This window comes from Sinomicrobium sp., assembly GCA_029266035.1.
In the GTDB taxonomy this organism is placed as follows: domain Bacteria; phylum Bacteroidota; class Bacteroidia; order Flavobacteriales; family Flavobacteriaceae; genus Sinomicrobium.
In genome coordinates this window covers 1-16,574 of sequence record JAJUFH010000005.1, presented here as the reverse complement: position 1 = coordinate 16,574, position 16,574 = coordinate 1, and the positions used below count along the sequence as shown (strand labels likewise).

Below are 16,574 nucleotides of genomic sequence, written 5' to 3'. Positions count from 1 at the left end.
ACCACAAATATCTAAAGCCATGAAAAATGTAGAAGAAGCCTTCAGAATCAAAGAGTTATTACATCAGCAAAGTTATCTCTCTAAGGGAATTCTCCGGAAGTGGGAAGGTCCGTTTACCAAGGTGTATTCTACGATTAGAACCCAAAATGACCAAGGAGAGTACGGTCCTACCTTACTCGGATCAGTACCCGATATGGATGGAGATTCGGCCTTGGAAGCTCTAGATGCAGCCTGTAATGCTTACGATCAAGGACAGGGCTTATGGCCTACCATGAGAGTAGAGGATCGCATTACTTGTATGGAGAAGTTTGTGACTCAAATGAAAACCAAAAGAGAAGAGGTAGTCAAACTCTTGATGTGGGAAATAGGAAAAAGTCTGCCCGATTCTGAAAAGGAATTCGACAGAACTGTAGCCTATATCTACGACACTATAGAAGATTACAAACAGCTCGATAGAGATAGCGCTCGATTTGCAAAGCAAGACGGGGTATATGCCCATATCCGCCGAGGACCGCTAGGAGTGGTGCTCTGTATGGGGCCGTACAACTACCCGCTAAACGAAACCTTTGCACTGCTTATTCCCGCACTCATCATGGGAAATACCGTAATCTTTAAACCGGCAAAGCACGGGGTTTTGTTGCTTACTCCGCTGCTGGAAGCCTTTAGAAACAGCTTTCCGGAAGGAGCGGTAAATGTGATTTTCGGTAGAGGAAGGGTAGTGGCAGCCCCGATTATGGCTACCGGTCGCGTTGATGTATTGGCACTGATTGGCAATAGCAAATCGGCCATTGCACTACAAGACCAACACCCTAATAAGAACAGATTGAGATTGGTTATGGGACTGGAAGCTAAGAACCCGGCCATTGTATTGCCCGATGCCGATCTCGACCTGGCCATAGACGAGTGTATTTCAGGAACCTTGTCTTTTAACGGACAGCGTTGTACAGCACTCAAAGTGCTCTATGTACACGAAGACATTGTAGATGAGTTCAACAAGAGGTTTTCAGAGAGAGTTGATAGCCTTAAGTTCGGCAACCCTTGGGAGCCCGGAGTGATGCTTACTCCACTTCCTGAACCCGAAAAACCGGGCTATATACGACAACTGATAGATGATGCGGTAGACAAAGGAGCAAAGGTGATCAACAAAAGGGGAGGAGAAGTATCTGAAAATTATATCTTTCCCGCTGTACTTTATCCCGTAAGTAAAGAGGCTCGCGTGTACAGTGAAGAACAATTCGGTCCCGTGATTCCCATACTTCCCTTTAAAAGCATACGAGAGCCTCTAGACGATATGGCCGATTCTAATTATGGGCAACAGGTGAGTCTGTTTGGAAAAAACATCAAAACCCTGGCTCCGCTCATCGATACCCTGGTAAATTTGGTGTGCAGAGTAAATCTCAACAGTTCTTGCCAAAGAGGTCCTGACGTTTATCCGTTTACGGGAAGAAAGGATTCTGCCGTGGGAACCCTCAGTGTTCACGATGCCCTGCGTTCGTTTTCTATCCGAACTTTTGTAGCGTCTAAAGACAACGATTACAACAGACAAATACTCGAAGAGTTGTTAGACAGCAAGGCTTCCAACTTTGTCAATACAGATTATATTTTGTAGGATATTAGAGAAAAATTTATATATCCACCGTCACCGTTTGATAAGGCTTCATCGTTGTAGGCTATGCCGATACGATGGGGCTTTTTTGTGGTTTGTGGGTTAATGGGGTAATAGGTTAATGAGTTACTAAGTTAATGGGGAATGAGATTGGCGAATTGTTTATATTTGTATATAAGCTGTTATAAAAGCACAACATTATTAAACTTCAATGGAATTAATCATCATCTTGGCACTCATCGTACTGAACGGTATTTTTGCTATGTCGGAACTGGCATTGGTGTCTTCTAGAAAATTCAAGCTCGAAAACGCTAAAAGAAAAGGCAGTGAAGGAGCCAAAATCGCATTAGATCTATACGAACACCCCACCAAATTTTTATCTACTGTCCAAATAGGAATAACGCTTATCGGAATTTTATTGGGTGTTTACAGCGGCGAAAACTTGACGAATGATGTAGTTGATATTCTAAACAATATTAAAGTTTTACAGCCGTATTCACAGCAGATAGCCACCGTTGTAATCGTAGTAGCCATCACTTATTTTTCCATTGTACTGGGCGAGCTTTTACCCAAGAGAATAGGAATGACATTTCCGGAACCGATTATTACCATAGTCGCCAAACCTATGAGATGGCTGTCTATACTGACTTCGCCTTTTGTTTGGTTGCTCACAGTTTCGAATAATTTTTTACAGCGGTTGTTAGGGATAAAAAGCAATGTAGAAAATGCGGTGTCTGAAGAAGAGATAAAATCTATTGTAAAAGAAAGCGCAGAAAGTGGCGAGATTGAAGATATAGAGCAGAATATTGTAAATCGGGTTTTTGAATTTGGAGACAGGAGGGTAAACTCGCTGTTTACACATAGGAGCGATATTGTCTATTTTAATGTAGGCGATAGCTATGAAGCGATTAAGACCAAGATCAACGAAGAAAAACATTCCGCATATCCTGTTTCTACTTCAGATAGTATAGACGATATTATAGGAATTGTACTGATAAAGGATTTGTTTACATCCGATACCGAAGGGGAGTTCCATTTAAAAGATCACCTTGTTACCCCTATGTATTTCAACGAGAGTACAAGCGCTTATAAAGTTCTAGAAGTGTTTAAGGAGGAAAAAATACACTACGGAATCGTAGTTGACGAATACGGAACGGTACAGGGAATGGTCACTATGGACGATATATTGGATGCTTTAATTGGCGAAGCCACAGAGGTAGACCAAGAAGAATATCAGATAACACAACGGGATGAAAACAGTTGGCTGGTTGACGGCAAATACGCCATACACGAGTTTACCAAATACTTCGAAATCGACTTGACCGACGAGCAATACAACAAATTTACCACCGTAGCCGGACTGGTCATATTCGAATCAAATGAAATCCCCAATGTTGGAGACCGGGTGTTTGTAGAAGACTACATTTTGGAGGTGATCGACAAAGACGGACAGAAAATAGACAAAATATTGGTTACTAGAAACGGAACCGCTACTTAAATTGTATAACAAAAGTAATTGCTATGAAACTAACCCAGAAAGCTCGAGATATTTACTCACAGATAAGCGCTGAATCTACCAAACTTGGAACCTTGAGAAAGCTTGCTAAGGAGACTGGAAACAATCATCAATTAGCTTTGGAATTGTGGGCTACAGGCGAGTATTTACCCAGATTGTTTGCCATTCTTGTAATGGATAAAAAACAGCTCTCACAAGATGTCGTCGACAATCTGGTCGGGGATATGCAAAATCACAACTTTGACGAACGCAATTATCTGATGGATTGGCTAATGGCTAATCAGCTTACCAAGAGTAAAGAGACCATAGCACTTATTGAAAGCTGGGAAAACAGTTCTTCTCCGCTGCAAAGGCGCATTTATTGGTATTATCAAGCCAGGTTGAGATGGACCGGACAAACCCCTCCGGAAAATACAGCATACTTGCTTTCAGCTATAGAAAACAATATGGCTACGGAAGAACCAGAAGTTCAATGGGCTATGAATTTCACCGCGGGTTGGATTGGGGTATACGATAAAAATTACCGCGACCGTTGTATAAAAATCGGCCTAGATTCCGCCTTGTACAAGGATGAAAAAGTTGCAAAAGGATGTACTCCAAACTATTTGCCGGCATTTATAGAGATTGAGGTGAGAAAAAGAGAAAAATAAAATACTATATCTGGAATTATCAATTTTCAAATTGTATTATAATATATATTATGTAAAATAGTATTTTGTAAAATACTTCCCCATTGTATAGATATTGTTATAGATAAATATTTAATAGACTGTCGCCAAGCACGGTTAATTTAATATGAGTATTAACTTCTCAAAACTTGGTCAAATAAAAAACCGTTTAAAATAAAATCATTTAGCGAGTTTATTTCAAACGGTTTAGACTTTATTATACCGCTTACTTATTCTTTATTATAAGTAGCTGCTGCTTGAACCTCATCCAATACTCTAAAGAGATTGCCTCCCCAAAGTTTTGCAATTTGCTCTTCGGTATAACCTCTTTTAACCAATTCCAGAGTGACATTAAATGTTTCTGAGGCGTCATTCCAGCCGTATATACCACCGCCACCGTCAAAATCGGAAGAAATCCCTACGTGGTCAATTCCGATTTTATTCACCATATAATCTATGTGGTCTACAAAATCGGCCACTGTAACCGGATCACCGTTTGTGTATAGCGAATCAATGGTCGGTTTGAGTTCCACTTTCAACGCTTCGTATTTAGCATCGTAGTCAGCTCGGTCGGCTTCTGATAAAGCGCGTAGTTTAGCTCCTCTTAAAATCTCAAATCCGTTGGCTTTAGCGCCTTCGTCATAGGCTTTGTTTATCGCATCTCTCATCTTTTTGCTCTTCTCGAGATTTACGTATCCGGCAAATGCAACAGTTTGAACCACTCCTCCATTTTCTTTGATCCACTCCAGTTGTTCGTCGTCCAAATTACGACTGTGGTCACAGAGTGCGCGGGCTCCGGAATGTGAAGCGATTATAGGGGCTGTTGTGATATCCAACATATCCCGCATAGCTTTTTTAGACGGATGCGATATATCGATCATAATGCCGTATTTATTCATCTCAGCGACAACTTGTTTTCCAAGATCGCTCAGTCCGTTGTGCAGCCATGTACTATCGGCTTCTCCCGTGTTGGAATCGCTCAACTGACTGTGACCGTTGTGAGCCAGTGACATATACCTCGCTCCTCGTTCCCAAAACTCTTTTACACGGCTGATATCAGTCCCAATGGGATAAGCATTTTCTACCCCGAGCATAGCTACTTTTTTTCCTTCCGCAGCTATTTTTCGCGCCTCTTCAGAAGTCAGAGCAAGTCCCATTTTATCCGGAGCAAATTCCTCGGTAAACCAATGCACTGCATTAAACTTGTCAATAGCGTTTTTGTATGCTTTATCATATCCTTCCTGATCTAGACTCCCCTGTCCGGTATACACGCTAAACCAAATTAAATCCAAACCACCAGATTCTATTTTTGGCAAGTTAACCTGAGTATTTAAATCTTGGGTGTAATTGATACTATCGGTAAAATTTTTTGGGTCAAAATCAACGTGTGTATCCATTGTAAGTACCTTGTCGTGAATTACATGGGCACGTTGTACAGTATCATTTTTAGTGTCGTCATCCTTTTTTTGTTGTTTTGGTTGGTTGTTACAGGCAAATAGCACTGGAAGCACCAAATAAAGTGGAAAGTGTTTTCTCATTGAATTAATAATTAAGTTTTGTGGCAAAAGACTCATAAAAAAGCCTCTATTAGTTTAAAAAAATGAATATACAGTAAAATTTTTTCATTACAAACCGTAAATTATCTTTTTATTTAACTTATGTAATTATACAACTTATCTTATTTTTTAGAATTAAATAACACAATTTTTTAAATTATTTACACTAATTATAGCGATAAAATTATACATTTCGTATTTTGCAACGTCAAATTTCTCTCTGAGAGGGATGTAATTAGGTATGTTTTTTTAAGTTTGCTATTATTACACTTATACGTTTATCAATTCACAATTATAAAGTAGATCATGAAAAGGAAAATTTCTGTTTTAGCAAGTGTTTTAGGCGCTGTTGTTTTTGCCTTCGGACAGGCTCAGAATGCTGAGTGTACTCAAAACCTATCCATTTTTGCTGAGCATGCGAAAAAGAAAGATTACGATTCGGCCTATGATGCATGGAAAATGGTGTATGAAAATTGCCCTACCCTACACTGGGCCACTTATCATTACGGCGAACAGATTTTAAAGCACAAGATTAAAAGCGATGTAGCCAACAAGGATCAGTACATCAAAATGTTGAGCGGACTTTATGAGACCGCTCCAAAAAACTTCCCAGATCGATATACTGAAACAGGGAGTCTTATAGATATGGCTCTTTTAAAGCAGGATAATCAATTGGGTAGCGAAGAGGAGATATACGGTATTCTCGACAAGGCTTTTAAATCGGATAAATCTGCCTTTAAAAGTCCGAAAGCACTATACCTCTACTTCTCTACTCTTGTGGACCTTCAAGAGAAAGGCAAAAAGGATCTTCAGGAAGTTTTTGATGTGTACGACCAGGTTACTGCCAAGATTTCTGAAGAAAATCAGGAACTCGCAGAGACCATTGTAAAGTATGTATCCAAGGAAGAAGCGGGAACACTTTCTGCAAAAGAAAAGCAAATACTTGCGGCCGCTCGACAAAATGGAGCGAGTTATGAAACCATAAGTAGCAGTATCGACACCAAGCTGGGTAACTTAGCAGATTGCGACAATCTTATCCCCTTGTATCAAAAGAATTTTGATGCCAAACAAAACGACCCCGATTGGTTAAAAAGCGCTGCGGGAAAAATGGATGAAAAGGGATGTGCCGGAGATCCTCTGTTTGTAAAACTTGTGGAAGCACTCGACAAGATAGAACCTTCTGCAAATTCGAAATATTATTTGGGTTCGCTGTATGAAGAACAGGGAGATAACACCAAAGCTATGGAGTTTTTTAAGCAATCTATCGACTTGGAAACTGATGCTGTTAAAAAGGCTCAAAGACTGGCCAGTATTGCTTCTAAAGCAAGTAGCAGAGGACAAAAGACTACAGCGCGAAACTATGCGCAACAAGCGTTGGATGTAAATCCGGCTAACGGTACTCCTTATCTCATTATAGCCCACCTCTACGCCAGTAGTGCTAACGAATGTGGAAGTACTCCTTTTGAGAAAAGAGCAGTGTACTGGAAAGCTGCCGAAATGGCTCGAAAAGCAGGGCAAGTGGATCCTTCACTAAAAACTAAAGCGGCTCAGGCGGTGTCGAGTTATGAAGGTCGTGCTCCCAGTAAACAAGATATATTTAGTTCAGGAATGGCCGGAAAAACACTGACCTTCAGCTGTTGGATTGGGGGTAGCGTTAAGGTACCCAACCTATAATGTCTCATAAATTTATAATACCGGGGCCGATTTGGCCCTGGTTTTTTTATTGAAATTGCCTCATGGAGAAATCGATGGGATGTGCTTGTCTATATTGTCATTCCCCACCAATTCTTCAAGACACTGCATCGCTTCATACGGCAAAAGTGTCACGGCCATTTCCAACACGCGTTTGAGGTGTGTATTCATGGAGGGCTCACTATTATCTGTATTGTGAAGGGCCATAATACACAATGCTATAAGACTGGATATTCCGTCGAGTACTTCCTGAGGACTGCTTATTGGTAAATGACCCTTGTAATACACCTGAGATGAGTTTTGGTCGTGTTTAAAAAACGTCTTTTGCAACAACTCTTTGATTCTTTCCCTTGTTTCCCTGAGTTGCTTTGAACTGTAAAAGTTGTCCGAAGTTTCCAGTATTTCCGAAAATCTGTATCGTATAGATTGAAGGTGTTGATCAAACAAATTTGAAATATCTTGTATTAGCTTTTTGGCCTTTTTATTTAAGAGTGTGATCTGTGCTTCCGAAACCTTTATATCATTGTCGTATCTCACTCCTTTGTATGCCGAATTCAGCAGGCGCAACAAGCTGTCTTCTCCGTCGGAGAACGGGCTGTCGAGTTCCGGAATAAATGTCTTTATATACTTTAGGTGATCTTGAATATTATGACAAACCCTTTCTTTACCTACTAACATAATCTCGATAAGCCTGAGCCCTAATTCCATGGCTTGATGTATCATAAATAGCGCTTGAGAAAAATCTTTCTTGTCGGCATAAAATCCAGCTCCAGCTTTAAAGGCTTTAACTCTGTCAATATCCCGTTTAAAACGACTTTCTGCACATTGCAATGCTTCTTCGGGAGAAATATCGTCCATAAGGCTTTCCGGGGTGTCTTCCGTGTGGTTATACACTAGGTTACTCCCGTCGTATACCCTTAGAAAAAACAGATTGCCTTCTCGCAATTGTCGCAGCGCATACTGCAGAGAATAAAACCGGATTACACAGCCGCTCCTATCCTCCAAAATCTTTGAAATAACTTCCTTTTGGTCTTGTTGTAAGTTCAGAGTTCCTTCCGGATATAACACGAGAATCCATTCCAGACGATTCTCCTCCTCTCCCGTTACGAAGTGATATATGTATTCAACTTTTACCAAATTGACTATTCTGTGGACTATTTTCTGTGTATTCGCATTCATATCGATCTTTGTTTTGATTATCAATTAGAGAGCACCCTTTAGTATAGATACACCCTAACAGTAAAAAAAGCCCAAATAAATTCTTACTTTTTATTTGAATAGCCTTTTATCTCGCTCAAGAGATGGCATTTTTTTGATGATTTATAGCGCCCTAATGCGTTTTTTTTATTACCTTTTGGAGTGTTAATCTTTAAAGACCCGGCTTATGTACCACGTACTTATTCCCACGGACTTTTCAAAAAATGCCGAAAATGCCATTTATTACGCCATGGCGCTTTACGCAGGAGAGCAAACGGTCTTTTTTATCCTTAATTCCTACTCCCCAAACGCCATTAGCTCGGGCGATGCGATGAGTTCTTCGGGAGCTACTCAAACTCTTTTCAACGCCGTAAAGGCTTCTTCTGAAGAAGGGCTTAAAAAGCTTCAGGCCGAATTGACTGCAAACCGCAGTAATGAATCACACAGCTTTTCTACGATTTCAAAGTTTGATTATTTCACTAATGCAGTTGCCGATGTATGCAAAGAAAAAAACATCGATATGGTAGTTATGGGTACCGGTGGGAACAGTGGACTTAAAGAGGCTCTTATGGGAAGTAATACGGCCAATCTTATAGGAAAAATAGGAGTTCCACTCCTCGCCGTCCCCGACGGTGCTACCTTCTCTCCTATTGAAGAAATAGCCTTTGCCACCGATTACGACACCGTCTATCGACAAAAAAATCTGGATGTACTTTTCGGTATAGCCAATCGATTTTCTTCTGTAATCAGAGTGTACCACGTTTCGGAAAAGGAAAGTCTAAGTGACGGTCAGGAGCGCAGTAGACAAAGGATGGAAAAAAACTTCCCTCCGAATACCAAATTCTATATGCTCCCGGAAAAATCACTGAGCAATGCTACTCGTGTTTTTGTACACTGCCACAATATTAAATTGCTGTGTATGGTAGCCAAGAAACACCACTTTTTGCATCACTTGTTCGGTTTGAGCCATACCAGAGATATGTGTTACCATATCGATATCCCCTTGCTCATTCTTCAAAATGAAGAGAAATAGAAATCCTAACTCAGCTATTTCACTATCCTTTTTCTAATTATTTCAGGATTTCTGTCGGTATGTAAAACACCAAAAATCACAATACGTTTTTGCCTTTTTCAAAAATATAAAAAATAGCACAGGGAAAGCGCGCTACCAAAGATTGTCTTAATTCTTTATATTTCTATAGTGTGAATCCTTCTTCATACAATATCCCGGGCTTCTAAAAAATATTGAAAAAGAAAAGGAGCACATTTTTACAAAACGTACTCCTTTTCAATATTATTCTATTATCCCAGCTTACTGTGCTTTCTGTCTGGCCTCCTGTTTGAGTTGTTCATCAGCTATGATAGCTATTTCTACCCTTCGATTTTTAGCTCTTCCCTCTGCGGTACTATTGTCGTATTTAGGCTGATCTTCTCCGTACCATTTGGTGGTAAACCTTCCCGAAGACACTCCTTGGCCTGACAAATAATTAGTTACCGATTCTGCTCTTCGCTGTGAGAGTCCGGTGTTGTAGGTTGCACTTCCGGTATTGTCGGTATGGCCTTCTACAAGAATAAGGGTATTGGGATATTCTTTAAAAATTCCGGCGAGTTTGTTGAGTGTTTCAGCCGATTCAGCATTGATATCGTATTTATCTGTCGCAAAATACACTCCGCTCTTTTCGTCGAAAGTCACATTAATCCCCTCTCCCACTCTTGTCACTTCCGCACCCGGAATTTCTTCTTCTATTCGCTCTGCTTGGCGATCCATTCTATCTCCGATATAGGTACCCGCTGCACCACCTACAATACCACCGATAATCGCGCCCAAGGCCGAATTTTGCTTGTTGCCAATATTGTTTCCAAGTATGCCACCGATAACGGCTCCACCGGCAGCTCCTATTACAGCTCCTTTTTCCTTGTTTCCGGCGTTTCTAACAGTGTCACAACCTGAAATTATCAAAGAGAGCGCTACTATGGCTGCCCCCGCTCTAAACCATGTTTTTCTAATCATAATTTTTGTGTTGTATTTAATTTAATAAGATCTTGAGAAGTGATATACCACCGTAATGGGTTCTCCTTCTACCGTAGTTTGAGTTTGTAAAGTCATTTGTTGCTGATCGAGTGCGACAATATCTAGGCGATAGCCATATCCTCCACTCACATCGTTTTTCTTGTCATCAATAAATTTGAATTGTAATTGACTGCCACCTTCTCCCCTTTCATAAACAGACCATCTGATATTGCGGGTGCCTTCCATACAATCTGCCCCAGGATTAATAGTATACGATCCGGTACTATTACTGTTTCTAAAAAACCACTGGCTGTTTTTAAAACAGTCGTCAGATACGTCGTTGAACAATACCGATTTAAAATTACCACTGCTTCCAGTATAGGTAACATCGTTCAATATCCAATTGCCTACTATGGCTCCACGGTATTCTTTATTGGCTTTAGACAGCGAACACGAACTTACCGCAGCGGCAACTAACAAGACAATGATAGCACGAATTTTCGTCATGATATATGTGTTTTTTATTTTTAAAAGTACGAAAAAAAAAGAAATTTATTGTACAAGAGCAGACAATAAATAAATCATACTGAAGCAATCGACATCAGTATGCCAATAATCGTTGTAATGCACTTCGCAACCTAGATTTTGGCAAATACTCTTCTTCCAAAGCCTTCGCAAAAGGCACAGGAGTTTCCAGTCCGCCCACTCTCAGCACAGGAGCATCGAGGTATTCGAAGCAGTGTTCTGATATGAGTGCAGCAATCTCCGCAGCCATACCTCCAAAGAGGCTGTCTTCTTGTAACACGATTACTTTCCCCGTTTTTTTTACGGACTGATAAATCGTTGTGGTATCCAGTGGTTGTAGTGTCCGCAGATCGATTACCTCGGCTGTAAGCTGCATTTCATCAACGGCTTCCAGTGCCCAGTGTACTCCCATTCCATAGCTTATTATCGTAAGTTTATCTCCCGCTCTACACACCGCTGCCCGACCTATAGGAATATTGTAATAATTTTCAGGAACTTGCCCGTACAGACTTCTGTACAGAGCTTTGTGCTCAAAAAACAATACCGGATTTGGGTCTTCTACAGCTGCAGTCAACAACCCCTTAGCATCTTTTGGAAAAGCTGGATAAACCACTTTGAGTCCGGGTGTTTTGACAAACCAAGCTTCGTTGGTTTGAGAGTGAAAAGGACCTGCTCCTACTCCGCCGCCACAGGGCATTCTTACGACCACATCGGCATTTTGACTCCATCGATAATGCGATTTTGCGAGATAGTTGACCACCGGATTAAAACCGCTGGAAATAAAATCGGCAAACTGCATTTCTACCACGGCTTTCATCTGCTTTACAGCCAAGCCCATCGCAGCGGAAAGCACGGCTGATTCGCATATTGGAGTATTGCGTACTCTATCAGTACCGAAGCGTTCGGAAAATCCCTCAGTTACCTTAAAGACCCCTCCGTATTCTGCAATATCCTGTCCCATGATCACCAATTGATCAAAGCGCTCCATAGATTGATACAGTCCTTCTGAAATCGCGTCTACAAAACGGATGTTTCGCTCCAAACCTGTCGGAGGCTGTTGTTCTTGAGTATGCTGACAAAACACATCACCCAGTTCTCTGCCCTGGTCAAACTTTATCTCGGGAACTCTAGAGGCTAATTCATATTCATCGTTAATAGACGAGATTGTTTCCTTTCGAATCTTTTCATCTGCCTCCTCAGTAAGTATAGCCACATCTATCAGAAACTTTCTGTAATTTTCAATGGGATCTCTTTTTGCCCAGTACTCCCTCAATTTTTCCGGAACGTATTTTGTTCCGCTGGCCTCTTCGTGTCCACGCATTCTAAAAGTCTTAAATTCCAACAACACAGGACGTGGGTTTGCCCGCATGCTCTCTGCGAGTTCAGATACCTTGTTATAAACTTCCAAAATATTGTTACCGTCTACAATAAAAGACTCCATGCCGTATCCCTGTCCGCGATCGGCGAGATGCTCACATCGATATTGCTCTCTTGTGGGAGTCGACAAGCCGTAAGCATTGTTTTCTATGCAGAATAAAACGGGCAAATCCCATACAGAAGCTATATTGAGGGCTTCGTGAAAATCGCCTTCACTACTTCCTCCCTCTCCGGTAAAAACTGCTGTTATTTTTTTTTCTTTGCGCAATTTGTGCGCCAACGCAATTCCGTCTGCCACTCCCAATTGCGGACCTAAATGGGATATCATCCCCACAATGTGATGTTCTCGACTGCCAAAGTGAAAACTTCTATCTCGCCCTTTGGTAAATCCGCCTTCCTTTCCCTGCCATTGCAGAAAAAGCCTTTTGAGCGGTATTTCCCTCGTAGTAAACACCCCTAAATTGCGATGCATGGGAAGAATGTATTCTTCGCTTTTAAGAGCTGCCGTTACCCCTACCGCAATCGCCTCTTGTCCGATGCCGCTAAACCATTTCGACACCTTGCCTTGACGCAAGAGTACCAGCATTTTTTCCTCTATGAGTCTAGGTAATAACATTTGACGGTAAAGCCTTAGCAATTGGTCGCTATCTATATTTTTTACGTCGTATTGGAGTGTATCGGGAATAGAAGTATAAGAATTCATAAAAACACATAATTTGTCTGCATAGTCAAATGTAAATAAAATAACAATACGCAGTATTATTGTTATATTAATCTCGATTGTTGATAACTATCTTTTTAGTATAACAAGCTAATTACCTAAATTTGTAAAAGTAAGGACAATATACCCGTAAACAAGTATACGGGAAATACGGATACAATGAACAAGATACCAAGTGTAGATCTGAGGGAATTTCTTTCCGACGATCCCGAAAAAAAGAACAAGTTTATCAGGGAGTTGGGCGACGCTTATGAACAGATAGGCTTTGTGGCTCTCAAAGGACATTTTCTCTCCGATACTCTGGTTGATAGCCTATATTCAGAGATCAAGAATTTCTTTTCCCTACCCGAAGAGGTAAAGAAAAAATATGAAATTCCAGGTATAGGCGGACAAAGGGGATATACCTCCTTTGGAAAAGAACACGCCAAGGGAAGAAAGGAAGGTGACTTAAAAGAGTTTTGGCACTTTGGTCAATATGTAGAAGACGATCCGGAACTAGAAGCGGCATATCCTCCAAATGTAATTGTAGACGAGTTGCCTCGTTTTAACGAAGTGGGCAAGGAAACCTACAAAATGCTGGAGAAGACGGCTAAATACGTGTTGAGAGCTCTAGCGCTTCACCTCTCTCTCGATGAGAATTATTTCGACCAATGGATTAAAAACGGTAATTCCATATTGCGTCCAATACACTACCCTCCCATCACTTCCGAACCAAAAAATGCCATTAGGGCAGCGGCACACGGAGATATCAACCTGATTACCCTACTCATGGGAGCACAAGGAAAAGGACTACAAGTACAAAATCACAACGGAGAATGGATCGATGCCATTGCAGCACCCGACGAATTGATGATTAATGTGGGCGATATGCTTTCGAGACATACCAACAACAAACTCAAGTCGACCATACACCAAGTGGTCAATCCACCTCGAGAGCTATGGGGTACCTCGCGCTATTCCATTCCGTTTTTTATGCATCCGGTAAGTGATATGCCTCTGAATTGCCTGGAAAATTGCATCGATGAAGAACATCCGAAATTGTATGAGGATACCACTGCGGGAGAGTTTCTAAACGAACGACTTATTGAACTCGGTCTTATTAAAGCATAATTCAAACAGAGAGTTACACTATGGCAAAAGGCAACAGACTTAACAGTCTTGAGGATCTTGGGGGATTTGTGTTTTCTACGGGCGACCTGCCTGTGAATGACGAGGAAAATGACGAAAAAACACCACCTCCGAATGAGCAATATCTCGAAGCCCGTTTTAGCAATAAGGGACGTGGTGGAAAAACGGTAACCGTGGTCACCGGATTTCAGGGTAGTGAAGACGATTTAAAGACCTTGGGAAAAATGCTGAAAACCAAATGCGGCGTAGGAGGTTCGGTAAAAGATGGCGAGATTATAGTACAGGGCAATTACCGAGATAAAGTTATGGAATTGCTTAAAAGTGAAGGATATCACGTAAAACGCGTGGGAGGTTAATTCTGATGTGCGATTCGAATAATGTGATTTATATGACGTATGTTTGTATTGTACAACAGTTTGGTTTAAACGTTTTTGTAAAGAAAATAAAGTGGTTTTAGGTTCATTTATAAAACAAGTTTTTGGCTAATTGTAAACAAAAATTCTGAAAATGACTACAACCTTGCACATTACCAATGGGGATGACTTTACTTCTTATCTCAAGAAGTTAAAGTTGGAAGGAGAAATTATTACCTGGCGTGAGATGCTTTGCGAAGGGAAAACCCTCACAGAGGTAGGAAGTGAATCGTTCTGGAAAACACGCTACGAGTATTTACATCGGTACTACAAAATCAGCAAAGCCAATTTTATAGAGGCTACTCTTAAAGAATACCGACGCTTGTGCAATCAGAAGTCCCAAGAAGAAATCGTTTTGTGGTTTGACGAAGACCTCTTCTGTCAGATCAATATGATTGCAGTAGCCAGCTGGCTTAAGAAACACCGCAAGGGAGCCCAGATATCACTGGTCTGTAAAAAACAGAAAAAATCTACTCCTTTTATCCTCACCAACTTTTCGGAAGAACAACTTCACAAACTCTATCAATCGCGTATTACACTTACACAAGACGATATAGAATACGCCGACTATCTCTGGCAGCTGTACTGTAGCGACACTCCGCTCCGACTCGAAACTTTCTCTAAATTCAACTCCTCTCAGTTTCCGTATCTCACCGATGCCATAGCCCTTCACCTCCATCGCTTTCCCACGGTTAAAAACGGCTTGAACGAACTTGAAAATAAGGTGCTCCAAACGGCAGATCAAAAGCGAATAGCAAGTAAAAGCAAATTTGTACAATCGCTGGTAAAAATGGATACGCAATACGGCTATGGCGATATGCAATACATAAATATGCTCGGACACTTAAAGCCTTTATTTAAGTCATTTAGTCCCGTTAGACTCAATCAGGAAGGTAAAAATGTATTGAGCAGAGCAGAAAATTATTATCCATTTATAAAGAGTGAAGACATATACCTCGGTGGGGCAAAAAAATACAGTTTTCTGTATCATGAAGACACCTCAAAACTTCTGAAATTGTAATTACAGTACAGGCCTAAATATGAAAATTGCAGCTTCCGAACTCCTACTCAATGCAGATGGCAGTGTATACCACCTCAATTTGAGACCCGAGCATATTGCCCCTGTCATTATTTTTGTAGGTGACCCCGATAGGGTTGAAAAGATTACTCGCCATTTCGACACCGTAGAGCTCAGTGTACAAAAAAGAGAATTCAAAACACAAACAGGTACTTACAACGGACGCCGTATCTCTGTAATCTCTACAGGTATAGGCCCCGACAATATCGATATCGTACTCAACGAACTCGATGCTCTGTTCAATATCGATCTCAAAACACGCGTCCCAAAAGAGCGCTTTACCCCTTTAAAAATCATCCGTATAGGAACATCGGGAAGTCTTCAGCAAGAAGTTCCAGTAGGGAGCTTTCTCGCCAGCCGATATGCACTCGACATCAACGGAATGCTACACGCCTATCGCACCGAAAGTCTGAGAAATGTAGCTGTAGAAGACGCTTTTATCGCTCATACCGCATGGGATGAGAATAGAGCTAGACCATTGTTTATTCCCTCAAGTCATACCCTACTCGACATTTTTCACAGCCCGGAAATACACCAGGGCATTACCGCCACTGCCGGCGGGTTTTACGGTCCCCAGGGACGAGTGCTAAGACTCCCATTACAAAACCCTTCGCTAAACAGTAAGATCCGGAGTTTTACTTTTGATTCCCTTAAAATAACCAACCTGGAAATGGAAACCTCTGCCATATATGGTCTCTCTCAACTCCTGGGACACCAAGCTATCTCTCTAAGCGCTATTATCGCCAACAGAGCAAGTGGTAGCTTTGCTTCCGATCCGGATCGGGTGATAGCCCAACTCGTAACCTACGTACTCGAAAAAATTGGGGAGGTGTAGGTTAGTATGGAGATGTTAGTATTGAGGTCTTTATACCCAAAGCATAGGCAGGAAATCTCCACTCTAGCTCAAAGCATCTTAAGCAAAAAAACAAAAGCACAGAAAAACAAAATGACTACGCCTGAAATAGGTTGCCCTTTTTCGCAAGATAATACAACATGAAAAAATCAGGAACCCGACGAGTTTTTGACTTGGATTTAAAATTAAGTTTGGTAAGTCAGATTGAAAAGGGAGAATTAAAAGTATCAGAG

At 41.1% G+C, this 16,574-nt stretch carries 14 protein-coding genes; 9 read left to right on the top strand and 5 right to left on the bottom strand.

Going from position 1 to position 16,574, the window contains the following annotated elements; genetic code table 11:
- The first annotated feature begins 19 nt into the window (after nucleotides 1-19).
- From ACYZZR_RS04420 to ACYZZR_RS04410, 3 genes are all read left to right on the top strand, one after another.
- Nucleotides 20-1,609 (top strand): NADP-dependent glyceraldehyde-3-phosphate dehydrogenase, encoded by a 1,590-nt coding sequence (locus ACYZZR_RS04420; protein ID WP_461532792.1) that lies wholly within the window; start codon nucleotides 20-22, stop codon nucleotides 1,607-1,609.
- A gap of 208 nt (nucleotides 1,610-1,817) precedes the next feature.
- On the top strand, nucleotides 1,818-3,104 hold the full coding sequence (locus ACYZZR_RS04415) for a hemolysin family protein (RefSeq protein WP_461532791.1): 1,287 nt from the start codon (nucleotides 1,818-1,820) through the stop codon (nucleotides 3,102-3,104).
- Nucleotides 3,105-3,127: 23 nt separating this feature from the next.
- Complete coding sequence (locus ACYZZR_RS04410; protein WP_461532790.1) at nucleotides 3,128-3,772, top strand: DNA alkylation repair protein; 645 nt, start codon at nucleotides 3,128-3,130, stop codon at nucleotides 3,770-3,772.
- Between the two features lie 248 nt (nucleotides 3,773-4,020).
- On the opposite strand, the gene ACYZZR_RS04405 is transcribed toward ACYZZR_RS04410, so the two are convergent.
- Nucleotides 4,021-5,328, bottom strand: a complete 1,308-nt coding sequence (locus ACYZZR_RS04405; protein WP_461532789.1) for a dipeptidase — start codon at nucleotides 5,326-5,328, stop codon at nucleotides 4,021-4,023.
- A gap of 324 nt (nucleotides 5,329-5,652) precedes the next feature.
- Here ACYZZR_RS04405 and ACYZZR_RS04400 point away from each other — a divergent pair, with 324 nt between their 5' ends.
- Entirely contained in the window at nucleotides 5,653-7,020 is a 1,368-nt protein-coding gene (locus ACYZZR_RS04400) for a tetratricopeptide repeat protein (protein WP_461532788.1), read from the top strand.
- A 60-nt stretch (nucleotides 7,021-7,080) separates the two neighbouring features.
- On the opposite strand, the gene ACYZZR_RS04395 is transcribed toward ACYZZR_RS04400, so the two are convergent.
- Nucleotides 7,081-8,217, bottom strand: coding sequence for a HEPN domain-containing protein (locus tag ACYZZR_RS04395; protein ID WP_461532787.1), 1,137 nt, complete (start codon nucleotides 8,215-8,217; stop codon nucleotides 7,081-7,083).
- Nucleotides 8,218-8,422: 205 nt separating this feature from the next.
- Here ACYZZR_RS04395 and ACYZZR_RS04390 point away from each other — a divergent pair, with 205 nt between their 5' ends.
- Nucleotides 8,423-9,268 (top strand): universal stress protein, encoded by an 846-nt coding sequence (locus tag ACYZZR_RS04390; RefSeq protein WP_461532786.1) that lies wholly within the window; start codon nucleotides 8,423-8,425, stop codon nucleotides 9,266-9,268.
- Nucleotides 9,269-9,547: 279 nt separating this feature from the next.
- Here ACYZZR_RS04390 and ACYZZR_RS04385 read toward each other — a convergent pair whose 3' ends face one another.
- The 3 genes from ACYZZR_RS04385 to ACYZZR_RS04375 all read right to left on the bottom strand — a co-directional run bounded on the left by ACYZZR_RS04385 (nucleotide 9,548) and on the right by ACYZZR_RS04375 (nucleotide 12,851).
- Nucleotides 9,548-10,246 (bottom strand): OmpA family protein, encoded by a 699-nt coding sequence (locus ACYZZR_RS04385; protein ID WP_461532785.1) that lies wholly within the window; start codon nucleotides 10,244-10,246, stop codon nucleotides 9,548-9,550.
- Nucleotides 10,247-10,267: 21 nt separating this feature from the next.
- Complete coding sequence (locus ACYZZR_RS04380) at nucleotides 10,268-10,753, bottom strand: lipocalin-like domain-containing protein (protein ID WP_461532784.1); 486 nt, start codon at nucleotides 10,751-10,753, stop codon at nucleotides 10,268-10,270.
- Nucleotides 10,754-10,847: 94 nt separating this feature from the next.
- A complete protein-coding gene (locus tag ACYZZR_RS04375) occupies nucleotides 10,848-12,851 on the bottom strand; it encodes an alpha-ketoacid dehydrogenase subunit alpha/beta (protein WP_461532783.1) in 2,004 nt (667 codons plus the stop codon).
- 177 nt (nucleotides 12,852-13,028) lie between these two features.
- Between ACYZZR_RS04375 and ACYZZR_RS04370 the strand changes: the two genes are divergently transcribed.
- The 4 genes from ACYZZR_RS04370 (at nucleotide 13,029) to ACYZZR_RS04355 (ending at nucleotide 16,323) form a co-directional block, all read left to right on the top strand.
- The gene (locus ACYZZR_RS04370) at nucleotides 13,029-13,979 is read left to right on the top strand and encodes an isopenicillin N synthase family dioxygenase (protein ID WP_461532782.1); all 951 of its coding nucleotides are present in this window, start codon (nucleotides 13,029-13,031) and stop codon (nucleotides 13,977-13,979) included.
- Between the two features lie 20 nt (nucleotides 13,980-13,999).
- The gene (locus ACYZZR_RS04365) at nucleotides 14,000-14,353 is read left to right on the top strand and encodes a translation initiation factor (protein ID WP_461532781.1); all 354 of its coding nucleotides are present in this window, start codon (nucleotides 14,000-14,002) and stop codon (nucleotides 14,351-14,353) included.
- 151 nt (nucleotides 14,354-14,504) lie between these two features.
- Nucleotides 14,505-15,431 carry a DUF1835 domain-containing protein gene (locus ACYZZR_RS04360; RefSeq protein ID WP_461532780.1) on the top strand — a complete coding sequence of 309 codons (927 nt, stop codon included), beginning with the start codon at nucleotides 14,505-14,507 and terminating at the stop codon, nucleotides 15,429-15,431.
- A 19-nt stretch (nucleotides 15,432-15,450) separates the two neighbouring features.
- On the top strand, nucleotides 15,451-16,323 hold the full coding sequence (locus ACYZZR_RS04355) for a nucleoside phosphorylase (protein WP_461532779.1): 873 nt from the start codon (nucleotides 15,451-15,453) through the stop codon (nucleotides 16,321-16,323).
- Nucleotides 16,324-16,574 lie beyond the last annotated feature (251 nt).